We start from the raw sequence: 15,635 nt of genomic DNA on the forward strand, positions 1-15,635 counted from the left end.
GACCCTCTCTATTCCGAAATGTTTTGCCGGGAAGTTTCCTTATCTTTTTCGAAAAATAAGATTAATGCCGGAAGCAGCATGCCTCTCACAAGGAAGGTATCGATCAATATTCCCATGGCAACGATGAAGCCAAATACGAATAAATCAGCGATTGGCATGGTCATCAGGGCGGCAAAGGTAGCAGCCAGAATAAGGCCAGCCGAAGAAATAACGCCGCCGGTATTGCGGATGGAAATTTCAAGGGCGTCCTTCACACGATGTTTCTTTCTTTCCTCCATAAAACGCGAAACCAGGATGATGTTGTAGTCGATCCCCAAGGCTACAAGGAAAATAAACGAATAGACAGGAACACGCGAGCTGATGGCATCAAAGCCGAATAATACATCTACCAGGAAAATCCCAAGCCCTAAAGCCGAAACGAATGAGAGCAGAATCGTTGCCATCATGTAGATCGGCATCCGGATGGATTTTGTAAGCCCAAATAACAGCGCAAGGATCAGGATTGTTTCAAGCAGGACAATTTTCATTATATCACCGCTGTTGATATCCTGTTCGTCCACTATTTTCGGAGTGACCCCGCTATAGTAGGATTCAGCTTCCACACCGATTTCTTCTAATAGCTCAGGTGTGTCGTCACGCAAGTTTCTCATAAAATCTATTGCTTCATTCGAATATGGATTGATGGATAGTGCCACATCCATTTTAGCAGCCTTGCCGTCTTCTGACAGGGCAGACAGGCGGACAGAGGCAATTTCATCAAATTCCTGGAGCTTATCACTGATTGCACCTGTATTACTTTCATCTAATTGCTCATCACTGACAACCAGCAGTGTCGAAGGAGCCAGCTCGCCCTTGTCATATCTTGCTTCCACTATTTCATAACCAACCCGTGAAGGAAGATCCTCAGGGAATTTTTTGACGGTGTCGAATTCATAATCAAGGTTGAAAATATTAAACGCTGTTATCAGCATGAAGATGCCGACAATTCCTCCAGATATGCCTGGCTTGTTTACAACAAATCTTGCGATTGGCCCCCAGACACTATGTTTAACTTCTGTTTCCGCACCAAATTTAGGAACCTTCGGCCAGAACGCCTTGCGTCCGAATAGGGTAAATAAAGCCGGAACCAGCGTAACGGAAGCCAGCATGATAAAAAACATCGCTGTTCCAAAAATCGGGGCAAAGTTCTGATAGTCACGGAAATCCGCGAAAAACAGAATCAGCATGGCAGCCAGCACCGTTCCGCCCGCGAAGAATACAGGCTCCCCGGTTGCCCGCATCGCATGCTTCATGGCTTCATATTTATTTTCATAATGATTCAGTTCCTCACGGTAACGGGAGAAAACAAATAACGAATAATCAATGACGGCAGCAAAAAGCAAAATGCTCATGATCGAGGTCGTCTGGTTATTGATCTCAAGACCGCCGGCACCCATTAGCGCAACACTCTGGTTTACGACCTGGTAGACGATTACCGTTGCCAGAAGCGGAATAATCGCCAGCAATGGTGAACGATAAATCGCTATTAACAGTACAAGAATAATGACAACAGTGGCAATCAGGAGAACAAAGTCAGCCTGTTCAAACAGCTTGACTGTGTCTCCAGCAATACCTGCCGGACCCGTAATATAGAAAGCTGTACTTTCTAGATCCTTTGCAATCTTATTGCCGACTTCAGACGCATGATCATTAATATCGGCATATTGATCATTGCCAAGTCCCTGTTCAAGCTCCATTGGTACAATCAGGGTAGACTTGTCCTCAGAAACAAAAGATTCGATGGCCTGCGGCGGAAGCTTGCTGATATCGATAATCGTTTTGATTCCATCGATATCCTCATTCATAATTCCTTCCAGTATTTTTTGAGCTTCATCGATTTGAACCTCGCCATTTTCATTATGGAAAACGAGGATGCCCGGTGTTCCTTGTTTGTCTGGAAAATATTCCTCTGTTTTATTCTGGGCGATAATGGACTTCGCCTCATCAGGAAGTGACTGGAAATTATTTGTTTTATAATCCCCCAGCAACGGACCGGCGCTTAAGCCAACCATAAGCACAAGCCAGCCGATAATCGTAATCCACATCCCTCTCTTGGTGGAAACCCAATCTGTTACCCCTTGCAGCAGTTTTTTCACATAAATGCCTCCTAAAACTAATTTCAATGGTTATTTTATAAAATGAAAATAAACTGAACCTCAACTTCTGTTTACAATTAGCCAGGTGCATGAAACTAGCAGTTTATATAGAAAATATAAACATACTAACAGTAGGAGAGACAAGGATGAGAACAGCATTATTGGTTTTAGACATGCAAAAGGGATTTGACGACCCATACTGGGGGAAGCGGAATAATCCCCAGGCTGAAAACAATGCATTTCGCCTGTTGACTGAATGGAGGAAGCGGCAGTGGCCTATTTTCTTTTCCAAGCATTTGTCGCTGGACCCGCAATCGCCTCTTTATCATAAAAATGAACTGGGAATCCAATTTAAAGATCTGCTGGCTCCAAAGCCGGGGGAACAGGTTTTTCCTAAGAATGTAAATAGTGCCTTCATTGGCACAGAGCTTGAAATTCAATTGCGGCAAAAGGAGATTCAATCTGTTGTTATCACCGGACTGTCAACACAGCATTGTGTGTCAACCACAACGAGAATGAGCGCTAATTTAGGGTTTAAAACGTATCTGGCATCAGATGCGATTGCCGCTTTTGACATCACTGATCATAGGGGAGTTGTCCATCCCGCGGAGACAGTGCAGGAATTGGAGCTCGCGGCCTTGCACAAAGAGTTTGCTGTAATCGTGACGGCTGATGCAGTGATAGGAAGGCTGACTTAAATAAAGAGGAATGGGAGTATTATCAAAATTTGAAAGGTGTGTGGCTTGAATATGCCAGTTAATGAAATGATACTCCGTGTAACCGTCTCGTTTTTGGTGCTTTTTATGCTCGCAAGGCTGATGGGGCGGAAGGAAATTGGACAAATGACCTTTTTTAACTGGGCTTCTGCCATCGGCATCGGGTCTATTGCCGGAAACCTTGCTGTGAATGAAAATACCCTCATTAAAGATGGTGTAATCTCGCTGGTTGTTTGGGCAGCTTTCACCATCGCATTGGATATTATCGACCTCAAATCGAAACAGGGAAGATCAGTTACAACCGGGGATCCCTTGATTGTCATTAAAGAAGGCAAGATTATGGAAGAGGCGCTTAAAACAGCGAGGATAGACCTGGATGAGCTGCAGGCGTTATTAAGGCAGAAGGATATATTTTCCTTTAAGGATGTCGATTGTGCGATCCTGGAGACAAATGGAGACCTGTCTGTACTGAAGAAAGAAAGTCAGCAGCAGGTGACCAAAACAGATTTAAACATTAAGAGCTTAAAAGAGGTTCTTTTTCCACTACCAACGGATGTCATTTCTGATGGAAAGATCAATTCAAAAAATCTGTCTAAATTAAATTTAGGAAAAGGCTGGCTTGAAAAAGAACTGCAAAAAGAAAATATCCAATCAGTTGAAGAGGTGTTTTTTGCACAAGTCCAGCAGGACGGTACCTTATTTATCGATCGAAAAAGCAAATAGAGAACAGAATCGGCTTCTGTCCTCTTATATTTTCTTGAACGTTCCCAGCAGCCGGTGAAAGGGGCATTTGGATATGGCGGTGTCATCATCCCGGAGAAAATATTGCTTCCACTCAAAATTGTCCTCGGCACCATAGCTGTTCAAATCAGGATGAATAGAGATGCTGTCGTAGTTTTGAAGCCGATTGCGGATCTGATTCTTAATGCGGGAAGCAAATGTCCCCCTCTTCATAAACTCCTGCAGCACCCATCTCGGTGTGATCGCCAGCATCATCGTATCAAAATGGCGGCTCTGCCGATTTTTATGAGCAGGGGTGGCACAATACATAAAATATTTTTCCCCGTGAAAGCAGAATTCCCATAGGGTGTCCTGCGGGTCTTTAGGAATGTCGTTTGGCCACTCCACTTCATCCCTCTCAGACAGCCCCGTCAGCACATCCCAGAAAAGCTGCTCATAATCCTCTGCGCTTAAATTTTCCTTTTGTTTATAAAAAATGATCAGTGACGTATAGTTTCCGTACTCTCTTGAGTGTTTTGTGTATTCCTTCAGGATGGATGCTGTCTTCTGGATGGAGGCCGGATCTCCCGGATCATTGGCAAACCCATAACGGAGCTGATTTTTGGCAAACCCGATGGTTGCCGGGATGCAGGGGAAAGGTTTTTCTTTATCGGTCATTTTTCTCTGGAATTTATTCAAGGCATTCTGCTGCCAACCTTCTAAACTTTGCGGACCGGAGGAGCTGGCAGTATATAAATGACTGATCTTAGTCACCCCCTCTAACTCCTACACTATATTCAATGAGGGATTAAGCGGGTGAGTGTCCATGGTGAAAATGGGCGGACAGATTGTGTGGGGGCTGGCGGTTGGGGGAAAACCGTTAATGCTGAAAAAGCAGGAGCGGTTGGGAAAATGGGAGTTAATAGGGAGGAATAGCGCCGAAAACCAGTGATGCGCAAGAAAAACGGTAGTGAAACGAGGGGATTAGCGCCGAAAATCATGGTCCCTATGAAAAACTTAATCGAGAGGAATAACGCCAAAAATCAGCAGTGCACATCAAAATCGGTAGCTATCAGAAAGTAAACCTCCAACAGCCCTCACATAGAAAAAGAGGCAGTAACCACAAATTGTACGAGAAAATTCATTTCGGAAGGTTTATTCTATTAAAAACTGGGGTAAGGAAGTATGTTTAGGATGATGCGGACTCATTTTTATAGGATTAAATCTAGGTGCTATAAGGGGGAGAACATGAATAATCAGATGCGTGTTTTAGGGGAAAAGATTTTAGAAGAGAAGGGTACCTTAGCGAAAAAGCTGCATATGGATCGGATGAGCAATATCGAAAGGACTGAACTAGAGAGGCTTCAGGCTGACAAAATAGAAGCGGACGCTGTTCAGATTTGTACTGAGTTTATTGAATTGTTCGGTGAAGCATTGCTGAATTATGAGAACGAAAACGAAGTAATGGAAAAGATCGGAAAATGGTGCAGGGAGACAGGCGAGTACTTCTTCCGGGTTGGGATCCCTTTGGATGAAGCTATAAAGAATGCAGGCTATTACCGGGCATATATCTGGAAAGAACTAGAGAACACGATGATGGAGCATGAGATGAAGGCTTCAGAGGTTATGAAGGTTGTCTATTTGGTAGATCCCCTGCTGGATCATTCCATTCATTGTTTCAGCATGGCTTATGTCAAATTCCATCAGGTAACTCTCGAGAATGCAAAGCAGGCTTTCCTTGAGTTATCTGTCCCGGTTGTTCCTCTTTCCAAAGGGGTGGGCATTCTGCCGTTAATAGGAAATATTGACACAGGGAGAGCTCGGCAGTTAATGGAGGAAACGTTAAAACAATCTGCACGCTTAAAGCTGTCTCATTTAATTTTAGACCTTTCAGGTGTAATGATCGTCGATACGATGGTGGCAGATCAGCTGTTTAAAGTCATTGAAGCATTATCGCTTGTCGGCGTTAAGACCGTTATTACAGGAATCCGTCCAGAAGTGGCGCAGACGATTGTCACGCTCGGCATTGATCTGAATGGCATTCAGGTAAAAGCCAATGTGTATCAGGCTTTTGAAGAACTGCATGGATAAAATAGTAAAAATAGCAGAGGAATTCAGGCAGAATATACTCTGCTATTTTTAATTTTACTCCCTTTCTGCAGTTGGCATTAATTCAATTTTTCCGCATATGAACCGTGTTAATTTTCCCAGCCGTGAATACAATGAATCAAACAGCACTTCAATGATTATTGAGGGGTGATGACATCATGTTTTCGGTAACGGGAATGCAGGGGTTTGAAATCTTTTCGCTTATGCATCTGGTTACGTTATTTCTTTTCTTTTTTACGGCCTGGTGGCTTGTGTTTTACAGGGAGGGGCTGAGGGCCTATCAGAAAGTCATAAAATGGACACTGTTTTTTACTTTGCTTGCCTGTGAAGTGACGTATCATTTATGGCTTGTTCTGACAAATCAGTGGGATGTGTCAAATCTGCCGCTCCAGTTATGTTCCTTGAGCACCTTCATTGCACTTTATCTATTTTTAAAGCCTAATAAAAAGGCTTTCTGGCTGCTCTATTTTATTGGTACAATTCCTCCGATTTTAAGCATGGTGACACCTGATATGGTTTACCAATTTCCTCATTACCGCTACATCAAATACTTTCTTCATCATTCAGCCATTCCATTAGCCGTATTATATTTTATTTTGTTTGAAGGCTACAGAGTGCCGAAAAAGGCGGTTCTGACAGGCTTTTTAACAATCAACCTCATTGCGGTGCCCATCTTCTTTTTAAATCTGCTTCTGGGGACCAATTTCTTTTATTTGGCGAGCCCGACAGATACTAAGACCCTGCTGTCATTTTTCGGAAATGGCGTCTGGTACTATGTAACACTTGAGGCTGCTGCACTGATTGTCTTTTTTGTAACATACTTACCTATGCATTTCCTGCAGAAAGCGGAACAAAAAAGGCTCCGTGACAATTGAAGGCCGTAATCCTGCTGCAGGGCAGGATTACGGCTTTTTTATCGTTTATTCTGTTCCTTTTCTTTTTCATACTGGCGCTGCGGAGTCATCTTTGAAATGGCATCATCCACAACCTCCTGGGCCTTCTTCGCTTCCCGGTCCTGTTTTTGTGCATCCTCCTGAATGCGGTTTACATCCTGCGGGGTTTTATCGGTCATCTTTTTGCCTCCCTTTTTGATATATGTAATTAATGTTTCCGAATTATAGGGAAATAAACAATCCCGAATCGAGACAGGTTTTCTCTTTTCATTTTATGTATAGACTTTCACCCATTTTAGCCCATTAAACTTGATTTCCTCTTCCGGCCAATTCTCCGGCATATCCGCATCAGTAATAACAAAATCAATAGCTGAAAAAGGGCTGATATGGAAAAATGCCCTTTGGTTCAGTTTTGAGGAATCGGCTGCCACATAAACCTGTTTAGATCTTTTAATCATAATGGAGGAGGCGGCGGCTTCATCCATATTATAATCGCATATTCCTTCGAGGTTCATTCCTCCACAAGAGATAAAGGCCTTATCAAAGAAAAAGTGTCCGAGCATCTGGTTAGTTAATGAACCTGATGTGGAGCGCTGCAGAGGATTGACTGTCCCGCCGATCAGAATGACCTTGCCATTGAACAATTGATTTTCCATTCTTGTATTTAAAATGTCTGCGGCGGCCAGGGAATTAGTTACGATCGTCACGTTCTCAACATTTTCAATCGAATCAGCTATATGAAGAGTTGTGGACCCGACATCCAAAACGATTGTTTCTCCATCGGAAATAAAGCCTGCGGCAGCTTGACCAATTTTCTTTTTAATGGGAAGGCTTTTACCAATCCTTTTATTTAGTTGCTGCTCCTTCTCTAAGCCAAAATAGCATATGGCGCCTCCATGGATTCTTCGTAATTTGTTTCTCCTCTCAAGCCGTCTCAGATCATTCCGGATGGTTTCCGGCGTTACACTTAATTTTTTGGAGAGATCCGCTACACTTACTTTATTTTTTATTTCTAATTCCCTGATAATCCTCCTGTGCCTTTCCGCAACCAATCCTTTTTTCATTAATTACAACCCCCGCTTTCATGTTATGGATAAGTATAGGGCTTGAGTTTTAAAAATTGAGGTCAAGAATATTAATTTGTTTAAAAGTTTAAAAACAGAAAGGTAAACAAAAGAATACAAAGAGAGAAAAGTCCCGAATTTCCTTCTTCCTTCCTATTAACCTCCGATGATCATGGAAATCCTTTTTTTTGTTTCTCTTTTTGTCTTTGTTTTCTTTACTAAACAATCTATTGAAATTAATACTTCTTTAATAGACTTACTCTAGAATTTTAGGTGCAGGGGAAATTATTATTTATTAATTCATGGAGGTAAGACTGATGAAGAAAGAAAATGAAAATAAAGGGATGGACAGAAGAACATTTATTAAAGCAGGAGGAGCAGGGACTCTAGCTTTAACCATGGCAGCCGCAGGTTTACCAGGAGACTTATTCGAAAGTAAGGTCCAAGCGGAAGAGATCAGTGAAAAGCTGGAAGGGCCGAGACTTTCCTTCAATTCTAATGGGAAATTTAAAATTGTTCAATTTAATGATACCCAGGATGATGAACGGATCGACATACGGACCATACAGCTGATGGAAAAGGTGTTGGATTCTGAGAAGCCTGATTTTGTCGTTTTAAATGGTGACAATATAGCAGGCGGCTGTGATACAGAATTAGAAATGAAACAAGCCATGAATAATGTCGTCCAGCCAATGGAAAAAAGGGGAATCCGATGGGCGGCTACGTTTGGAAATCATGATGAGGACTCAACTCCAAAGAGCGGCATGGATGAGAGCGATATGCTCAAGTTCTATATGAAATACAAGCATAATATGAACACTCCTGGACAAAAAGGTCTTACGGGAACAGGTAATATGAATCTATTAATCAAAAAATCCAGAGGAAATAAGGCAGCATTTAATCTATGGCTTTTAGACAGCGGCAGATATGCCCCTCAAACGATCGCAGGCCAGGATTTCAAAGGCTATCCAACATGGGATTGGCTGCGATTTAATCAGGTCAGTTGGTACTATGAAAGATCCAAAGCAATAGAAAAGCGGTATGGATATAAAGTGCCATCACTTGTATTCATTCATATTCCTCTATGGGAGCACCGTTTTATGTGGTGGGGCAGTGTGGATGGCAGAACACAGGCCGGGCATGATTTGGCTGTGGCCAGGCATCAAATCAATGGAGAGCGGAATGAAGATGAGTGCCCCGGCCCGATCAACAGCGGCTTGTTCACAGCCATGCTCGACAGAGGGGATGTTAAGGGAGTATTCTGCGGCCATGACCATATTAATACATATTGCGGTAACTACTATGGAATTCTGCTGGGATATGCCGGAAATACAGGTTTTGGCACTTACGGTCTTTCAGGCCCCGACAGGAACAGACTTCGGGGAGCGAGAGTGTTTAATTTAGATGAAAATCATGAAGGTGTTTTAGCAGAGACGCATATGGTTTTTGCCAAAGACTTCGGTATTGATTTAACAGCCAACGACCAGAGCATTGATCCGCTGCCGCTGGAAAAAGAATAGGCTAATGCAGGCCCACGATGTTAATAAGGGACGGTGTTAAGAGGAATATGGATAAATTGGGGAAGGAATTTATTAATCATGAATGATAATCGGACTGGACAAAGAGATGGAAATATATTTAAAAAAGAAATGGATCGCCGTGCCTTTTTGCAAAAAACTACCTTAGCTGCCAGTGCAACAATTGGATTATCTCTTGCTAACTCTCTTAATTTAATAACAGCAAGTGCCGCCTCTTCTGCTTCGATTATGAATTCTGCTGGGAAACCGGATTTAGTTTTCCCGGTAATTAGTGACATTCATATACATAACAGCAGCAATAAAACACTCGAAAAGTTTATAACAACTTTAGAACAACTAAATAAGGCTGTTCCGAAGCAGGATGCGTTTTTGGTTGTGGGGGATTTAACAGATTATGGATATGAATCCGAATTCGATAAGTTTATGTCAGCTTATAATGCCCACAAACAGCCTGGTACCGTTTCCATGTTTGCCATCGGGAATCATGACTATTGGAATGGCTTATCAACAGCAGATGCACAAAAGCGATTCCTAACAAAAACAGGCATGGAATCTATCTGCTATCACAAGGTAATCAAAGGCTGCCATTTTATCATTCTGGGAACAGAAGATGGATTAACAGAGGGCACATTCTCCGTTGAACAAATTAATTGGCTGGGTGAGCAGCTGAAGATTGCACATGAAGATGATTGGAAAAAGCCAATTTTTGTCTTTCACCATCAGCCGATTAAAGGGACGGTCTATGGGAGCGAATGGGGCTTTACTCAAAATAGAGACCTTTTTTACAACACTTTAAAGGAATATCCGCAAGTCATCTCATTTTCCGGTCATACGCACTATCCTCTTGATGACCCGAGAATCATTCACCAGAAGGATTTTACTTCAATTGGAACCTCAACTGGCGCCTATTTGTGGCTGGATGCCGGCAGAATTCAAGGGGAAGTGCCTGAGGGTGCAGATGTCCTGAATCAGGCATTAATTGTAGAAGTACATAATAATAAGGTGCTGATCAGGCGACGCGATATTCATCATAATGATTGGACAGGTGAGCCATTTGAAATAAACTATCCGGCAAATAAGCGGAAATTCTCTTACACAGAAGACAGGGATAAGCAGGCACCTTTTTTTACAAAAGATGCGATGCTTTCCATTAATCATGGAATGACTTCAGCCACTGGCATAGCCATTATGTTTACTCAAGCCAAGGATGACCTGCTGGTTCATGACTACAAGGTAGTGGCAAGACATGCAAATTCAGAGAAAGTTGTGAAGGAATTTCTTGCTTTCTCGGAATTCTATAAAGATCCTGTGCCAAACCCGTTGACGTTAACAATTGAAGGATTAGAGGCAAATACAGCCTATCAAATTGAGGTGCATGCACTTGATGCTTATGGGAATGTATGTAAGAGGCCTTTAAGAGCTTTAGGGAAGACAAAAACATTGGCTGCCGCAAAAACCGTTTGATCAAGACGGTTAGTAACAATACTCAGCAGGAGGGATGAACATGCTGCAAAATATAGGTATACCTGGACTAATATTAGTATTAGTTATCGCACTTATCATTTTCGGTCCATCGAAGCTGCCGGAAATTGGCCGAGCATTCGGCTCGACTTTGAGGGAATTTAAAAGTTCAACAAAAGAATTGCTGTCAGACAATCAGGAAGACAGCAGCAAAACTAAATAATACAACAGAAATGGGCCGACTTTTTGGGAGTTGGCCTTTTTCGTGAAGATTTTCTTGAAAAAGCTGTCTTCCAAATGGGGATATCGGTCACTTTCGAGAGTTTATCGGACAAAACTAGCATAAATCAGTCACTTTCACGGTATATCTGTCACTTTCACAATTTATCGGTCAGTTGCTTTAATGCCGGGTTTTTAATAAGGCAGTTCTATCAAACTGAAAAATCAAAAATGAGAATTACATATTCTTAACAGAAATTTACATCCCATTAACCTATTTGACATGGCACCAAGTTATTTTATTATAAAAGGCTTTGAATAGGAGGAATGAAATGAAAGCAGAGCTGCATTGCCATACAAATGTTTCTGATTGTCCACTTTCGATTGATGAAGTATTGAATCTGGCCATTGCCAATGAGGTTACACATTTGGCCATTACAAACCATGACACGACAAAGGGGCTGCAGGAAGCAATTATTCGTGGAAAAAGGTATGGAGTGGTGGTGATCCCCGGTATTGAAATTTCTGCTTTTGACTTTGACAGGGGACGCCGGGTGCACATTCTGGGCTATTTTATCGAACCTGGGCATAAGGCAATAGAATCGCTGTGCCAGCCGATTGTTGAGCGGAGGCATAAGCTCTCTTATGAAATGGTTCAAAGGCTGATTTCAGCAGGATACAGCATAACATGGGAACGCCTGGACATTTCTCCGCTTTGAGATTAACTTTGCAGTAGCCGTTGCCATGGGAGCAGCAGCAGGAGCCGGCGGAATTGGATTTGACATGTTCATGGCAAGCAGCTTTTACCTGGATACGAGGGAAATTGGGGCTATTACTTATTTTTTTGGCCGTTGCAGTAATCCTTGAAGTCTTTGTTGCTAAGATTAAGAGAAAGCTGAAAACAGCATAGTGAATAAGCCATTATTTGACCAGATACTGATGTGCCTGGTCTTTTATATTTTGTTTTCCTGTTAATCTTACTGTTGACAAATTTTAGGTATCAAGATCTTTGAAAAAGAATAGATAAAACCTGGATAAAAATTAAAAAAATATAAAATTTTCTGAATACACTATTGAAATTACAAGATTATCAATCTATAATAAATTTAATTATTTTCACCAGTGGAGAAAATAATATGTAAATAACCTTTTTATACCGAAAATACATAGGTTGTTTAATATATTTACTAACATGGTGAAAATAATTGTCAATTTTAAGCTCTTTTAGATAAAACAACTGTGAAAAACAACAAAAACAAACATGTTCAAGGGGGAAAGCAATTTGAGAAGGGTAAACGTGTGGAAAATGCTGTTTGTTGCTTTTGTGTTTGCCATTTTACTGGCTGGCTGTTCCAGCGAAGAAAGCGGTGGTACTTCTGAAAAGGAGAATTCAGGGAAATCAGCAAGCGGCAAGGATCAGGAGTTAGTCATTGCTGTTAATGAAAACTTCATTTCAATGGACCCGCATAATACGGGAGATACGAATTCAAATTCCGTCCAGACAGCTATGTTAGAGGGATTGCTGGGATCAGATGAAGAAGGGCAAATCATTCCGCAGCTGGCTGAGGAATACAGTGTCAGTGATAATGCACTCGAATATACATTCAAGCTCCGCCAGGGTGTAACCTTCCATGATGGAGAGCCGTTCAATGCAGAGGCGGTTAAGACCAGCTTTGAAAGAATTATGAAGGATGAAAGCCTCCGGTTAAACAGCCGCGGATTTAATCTTATCACCAGCATTGACGTGATTGATGATTATCAGATTAAAGTCACTTTAAAAGAACCATATGCAGGAATGCTGACAAGATTTGTTTCCGCTAAAATCTTAAGCCCGAAGCTGATCAATGATTCCTCAAGCGATATCGCCAAAACACCAGTTGGCACCGGTCCATTTAAATTTGTGGAATGGGTTCAAGGGGACCATTTAACAGTTGAAAGGTTTGATGATTATTGGAAGAAGGCTGATCGCGTGAAAAAGATTACGTACAAGCCTGTTCCGGAAAATGGCTCTCGAGTAGCTATGCTTAAAACAGGTGAAGCACATGTGATTTATCCGGCACCCGTACAAAACTTAAAGGAATTGGAGAGCAATTCAGATGTTGAAATTCATAAAATTCCTTCCACAATTGCCCGTTATGTATCCATCAATACGATGAAAGAACCATATGATGATGTCCGAATTCGCCAGGCCATTAACTATGCTGTAAATAAAGAGGCATTTATAAGTGTTGTCAATTCCGGGTACGGCTTGCCGCTGGACTCGATTATTCCGAGCAAAACCCAGTTTTATTCTAAACAGGAAACCTATGATCACAACATTGAGAAAGCAAAAGAATTAATGAAAGAGGCTGGATTTGAAGATGGCTTCAAAGCTGAAATTTGGGGCAACACCAATTCCGACACATTGAAGGGAATGCAGTTTATCCAGCAGCAGTTAAAAGAAATTGGCATTACGGTGGAGATTAAATCAATGGAAGAAGGCACATTATCAGATGAGATTTATGGTGCTCAGACACCGGAAGAAGCAAAGGTACAAATGTGGTATGTCAGCTGGTCTGCATACCCATCCGACACCACCAATGCAACGAAGCCATTGTTCAGCAGCAGTTCATTCCCGCCGGACGGAGCGAATACTGCTTATTACAAAAATGATAATGTAGATAAGTGGATCACAGAGGTAAATCAGACAGCAGATCCCGACAAGCAGGCAGAAGTCTACAATAATATTCAATCAACTATCTACAAAGATGCACCTTGGATCTTCCTTGGGGTAGATGAGATTCTGGCTGGTTCAAGGTCGAATGTCGAAGGTGTCTTCATTTCTCCAACAGGCGGAATTAATGTGACAGACGCAAATCTTAAGTAACAGCAAGGCTAGCAGAAGAGGCAAAGGCTGACAATATCCAATGCCTCTTCCTTCTAAAAAAGGGGGTTTCATTTTGCTTCAATATATCTTGAAGAGAATCCTGGAAATGATCCCGATTCTATTTATTGTTTCCATATTGATTTTTTTCTTCACTCATTTAATTCCTGGAGATCCCGCCAGATTAGTTGCCGGAAAGGATGCAACTCTTGAAGAGGTCAATATAATCAGGGCGGAGCTGGGGCTCGATAAACCAATTTGGGATCAATACATTACATACATGAGCAATTTGTTTCAAGGAGATCTGGGGACGTCCTTAAAAACAGGTCTCCCGGTTTCAGAGATGTTTGCAGACCGTTTTATGCCCTCCATCTATTTAACGTTCATGAGTATGGGCTGGGCTTTGGTACTTGGATTGTTAATTGGCACACTGTCCGCGGTATTCAAAAATAAATGGCCGGATTATTTCGGAATGGTCACAGCCGTTTCAGGAATTTCCATGCCGGGATTTTGGCTGGGTTTGATTCTTATTCAGATTTTTTCCGTCCAGCTTGGGTGGTTTCCAACAGGCGGGGCTGAGAGCTGGAAAAGCTATATATTGCCTTCCCTCACTTTAGGGGCAGGAATCATGTCCATGCTTGCCAGGTTTACCCGGTCATCTTTACTTGAGACGTTACGAGCCGATTTTATCCGGACAGGAAGAGCGAAAGGGTTAAAGGAATCCATTGTTATACCAAAGCATGCACTTAGAAACTCTTTAATTCCTGTTGTAACCATTGCCGGGCTGCAGTTTGGCTTCCTGCTTGGAGGATCAGTAGTGGTAGAAACCGTATTTAGTTTTCCGGGGATGGGACGATTGCTGATCGACTCTATTGCCTTCAGGGACTATCCGGTCATTCAGGCTGAGCTATTGCTTTTTTCCATTGAATTTATTCTTGTTAATTTAATCGTGGATATTATGTACAGTATGCTGAATCCGAAAATTCGCTACGTTTCCTAGAGGAGGGGAATCATGGAAATCATAAAAGAAGTAAATGCTTATACGCCAGTGATTCCAAAGAAAAAGTACTCACCTGTCAAAGAATTTTTTAAAAATTGGAGAAAGCAAAAGACAGCATTTTGGGCTAGCTTTTTTATTCTGCTGCTGATCATCATCGTGATTATTGGACCGTATATTGCACCCTATGACCCTTACGAGCCGGATTACAACACAACGCTTCAGGGCCCAAGCAAGGAACACTGGGCAGGCACGGATGAATACGGACGCGATATTTTCAGCCGTTTGCTTGTCGGTGCGAGAATTTCGCTGGGTGTCAGTTTTCTGGCTGTTTTTCTGGGAGCGGCTGGAGGAATCATTCTTGGATTAATGAGCGGCTATTTTGGGGGCTGGCTGGATCGTCTTATTATGCGCGGCAGTGATGTCATGTTTGCGTTTCCGGATCTGCTGCTCGCAATCGCCATTGTGGCCATCTTAGGACCGGGATTAACAAATGTGGTGATCGCCGTGTCCATTTTCAGCATCCCTTCCTTTGCAAGACTGGTGAGGGGCTCGACATTAGAGGGGAAAGAGACCGTCTTTGTGGAAGCAGCGAAATCAATGGGAGCTTCGCACCGGAGGATTATGTTCAAGCACATTTTTCCTGAAACTCTTGGAAGCTTAATCGTGTTTATTACGATGAGAATTGGTACGGCAATCTTAGCGGCCTCCAGCTTGAGCTTTCTAGGTCTCGGTGCCAGTCCTGAAACTCCGGATTGGGGAGCTATGCTCAGCCTTGGACGTGATTATTTAGGAACAGCTTCCCATGTTGTCATGATGCCGGGATTAGCTATCTTTTTGACAGTACTTGCTTTCAATCTTGTCGGAGATGGGCTCCGGGATGTTCTGGACCCTAAAACGAAGAATGAATAGGGGAGATT

15 protein-coding genes and 1 pseudogene are annotated in these 15,635 nt (G+C 42.3%); 12 read left to right on the forward strand and 4 right to left on the reverse strand.

The genetic code is table 11. The features are described 5' to 3' along the window. Positions 1–8: 8 nt before the first annotated feature. The gene (locus tag NSQ49_RS22485) at positions 9–2,135 is read right to left on the reverse strand and encodes an MMPL family transporter (RefSeq protein ID WP_159862980.1); all 2,127 of its coding nucleotides are present in this window, start codon (positions 2,133–2,135) and stop codon (positions 9–11) included. 146 nt (positions 2,136–2,281) lie between these two features. Between NSQ49_RS22485 and NSQ49_RS22490 the strand changes: the two genes are divergently transcribed. Beyond that, on the forward strand, positions 2,282–2,833 hold the full coding sequence (locus NSQ49_RS22490) for a cysteine hydrolase family protein (RefSeq protein WP_159862981.1): 552 nt from the start codon (positions 2,282–2,284) through the stop codon (positions 2,831–2,833). Positions 2,834–2,884: 51 nt separating this feature from the next. Further along, entirely contained in the window at positions 2,885–3,574 is a 690-nt protein-coding gene (locus tag NSQ49_RS22495) for a YetF domain-containing protein (protein ID WP_159862982.1), read from the forward strand. 24 nt (positions 3,575–3,598) lie between these two features. Here the strand turns inward: NSQ49_RS22495 and NSQ49_RS22500 are convergent, their stop codons facing one another. Then, positions 3,599–4,345: a YqcI/YcgG family protein gene (locus NSQ49_RS22500; RefSeq protein ID WP_159862983.1), complete on the reverse strand. Its 747-nt coding sequence runs from the start codon at positions 4,343–4,345 to the stop codon at positions 3,599–3,601. Positions 4,346–4,819: 474 nt separating this feature from the next. Between NSQ49_RS22500 and NSQ49_RS22505 the strand changes: the two genes are divergently transcribed. Next, positions 4,820–5,662, forward strand: coding sequence for an STAS domain-containing protein (locus NSQ49_RS22505; protein ID WP_159862984.1), 843 nt, complete (start codon positions 4,820–4,822; stop codon positions 5,660–5,662). A gap of 176 nt (positions 5,663–5,838) precedes the next feature. Beyond that, the gene (locus NSQ49_RS22510; RefSeq protein WP_159862985.1) at positions 5,839–6,555 is read left to right on the forward strand and encodes a YwaF family protein; all 717 of its coding nucleotides are present in this window, start codon (positions 5,839–5,841) and stop codon (positions 6,553–6,555) included. Positions 6,556–6,593: 38 nt separating this feature from the next. Here NSQ49_RS22510 and NSQ49_RS22515 read toward each other — a convergent pair whose 3' ends face one another. Then, positions 6,594–6,752, reverse strand: coding sequence for a hypothetical protein (locus NSQ49_RS22515; protein ID WP_201306484.1), 159 nt, complete (start codon positions 6,750–6,752; stop codon positions 6,594–6,596). A gap of 93 nt (positions 6,753–6,845) precedes the next feature. After that, on the reverse strand, positions 6,846–7,637 hold the full coding sequence (locus NSQ49_RS22520) for a DeoR/GlpR family DNA-binding transcription regulator (protein ID WP_159862986.1): 792 nt from the start codon (positions 7,635–7,637) through the stop codon (positions 6,846–6,848). Between the two features lie 317 nt (positions 7,638–7,954). Here NSQ49_RS22520 and NSQ49_RS22525 point away from each other — a divergent pair, with 317 nt between their 5' ends. The 8 genes and pseudogenes from NSQ49_RS22525 to NSQ49_RS22560 all read left to right on the forward strand — a co-directional run bounded on the left by NSQ49_RS22525 (position 7,955) and on the right by NSQ49_RS22560 (position 15,627). Beyond that, on the forward strand, positions 7,955–9,157 hold the full coding sequence (locus NSQ49_RS22525) for a metallophosphoesterase (protein WP_159862987.1): 1,203 nt from the start codon (positions 7,955–7,957) through the stop codon (positions 9,155–9,157). A 78-nt stretch (positions 9,158–9,235) separates the two neighbouring features. Further along, positions 9,236–10,639 (forward strand): metallophosphoesterase, encoded by a 1,404-nt coding sequence (locus NSQ49_RS22530; protein WP_251284189.1) that lies wholly within the window; start codon positions 9,236–9,238, stop codon positions 10,637–10,639. A 40-nt stretch (positions 10,640–10,679) separates the two neighbouring features. Further along, complete coding sequence (locus tag NSQ49_RS22535) at positions 10,680–10,859, forward strand: twin-arginine translocase TatA/TatE family subunit (RefSeq protein WP_159862989.1); 180 nt, start codon at positions 10,680–10,682, stop codon at positions 10,857–10,859. Positions 10,860–11,187: 328 nt separating this feature from the next. Continuing rightward, the gene (locus NSQ49_RS22540) at positions 11,188–11,574 is read left to right on the forward strand and encodes a PHP domain-containing protein (RefSeq protein WP_236566152.1); all 387 of its coding nucleotides are present in this window, start codon (positions 11,188–11,190) and stop codon (positions 11,572–11,574) included. Next, positions 11,552–11,765 (forward strand): annotated as a pseudogene (locus NSQ49_RS22545) (phosphonate ABC transporter permease); the annotation flags it as partial. The gene NSQ49_RS22540 and the pseudogene NSQ49_RS22545, both read left to right, overlap by 23 nt. Positions 11,766–12,137: 372 nt before the next feature. After that, positions 12,138–13,721, forward strand: a complete 1,584-nt coding sequence (locus NSQ49_RS22550; RefSeq protein WP_251284190.1) for a glutathione ABC transporter substrate-binding protein — start codon at positions 12,138–12,140, stop codon at positions 13,719–13,721. A gap of 73 nt (positions 13,722–13,794) precedes the next feature. Beyond that, positions 13,795–14,718, forward strand: a complete 924-nt coding sequence (gene nikB, locus NSQ49_RS22555) for a nickel ABC transporter permease (protein WP_159862991.1) — start codon at positions 13,795–13,797, stop codon at positions 14,716–14,718. A 12-nt stretch (positions 14,719–14,730) separates the two neighbouring features. Further along, a complete protein-coding gene (locus tag NSQ49_RS22560) occupies positions 14,731–15,627 on the forward strand; it encodes an ABC transporter permease (RefSeq protein ID WP_251284191.1) in 897 nt (298 codons plus the stop codon). Positions 15,628–15,635: the final 8 nt, after the last annotated feature.

The sequence above is a fragment of the Cytobacillus sp. FSL R5-0377 genome (assembly GCF_038004385.1).
In the GTDB taxonomy this organism is placed as follows: Bacteria; Bacillota; Bacilli; order Bacillales; family Cytobacillaceae; genus Cytobacillus.

Coding starts and splice junctions, on each gene's coding strand:
- NSQ49_RS22490 (WP_159862981.1), top strand. CDS start 2,282: ATGAGAACAGCATTATTGGTTTTAGACATGCAAAAGGGATTTGACGAC.
- NSQ49_RS22495 (WP_159862982.1), top strand. CDS start 2,885: ATGCCAGTTAATGAAATGATACTCCGTGTAACCGTCTCGTTTTTGGTG.
- NSQ49_RS22505 (WP_159862984.1), top strand. CDS start 4,820: ATGAATAATCAGATGCGTGTTTTAGGGGAAAAGATTTTAGAAGAGAAG.
- NSQ49_RS22510 (WP_159862985.1), top strand. CDS start 5,839: ATGTTTTCGGTAACGGGAATGCAGGGGTTTGAAATCTTTTCGCTTATG.
- NSQ49_RS22515 (WP_201306484.1), bottom strand. CDS start 6,752: ATGACCGATAAAACCCCGCAGGATGTAAACCGCATTCAGGAGGATGCA.
- NSQ49_RS22520 (WP_159862986.1), bottom strand. CDS start 7,637: ATGAAAAAAGGATTGGTTGCGGAAAGGCACAGGAGGATTATCAGGGAA.
- NSQ49_RS22525 (WP_159862987.1), top strand. CDS start 7,955: ATGAAGAAAGAAAATGAAAATAAAGGGATGGACAGAAGAACATTTATT.
- NSQ49_RS22530 (WP_251284189.1), top strand. CDS start 9,236: ATGAATGATAATCGGACTGGACAAAGAGATGGAAATATATTTAAAAAA.
- NSQ49_RS22535 (WP_159862989.1), top strand. CDS start 10,680: ATGCTGCAAAATATAGGTATACCTGGACTAATATTAGTATTAGTTATC.
- NSQ49_RS22540 (WP_236566152.1), top strand. CDS start 11,188: ATGAAAGCAGAGCTGCATTGCCATACAAATGTTTCTGATTGTCCACTT.
- NSQ49_RS22560 (WP_251284191.1), top strand. CDS start 14,731: ATGGAAATCATAAAAGAAGTAAATGCTTATACGCCAGTGATTCCAAAG.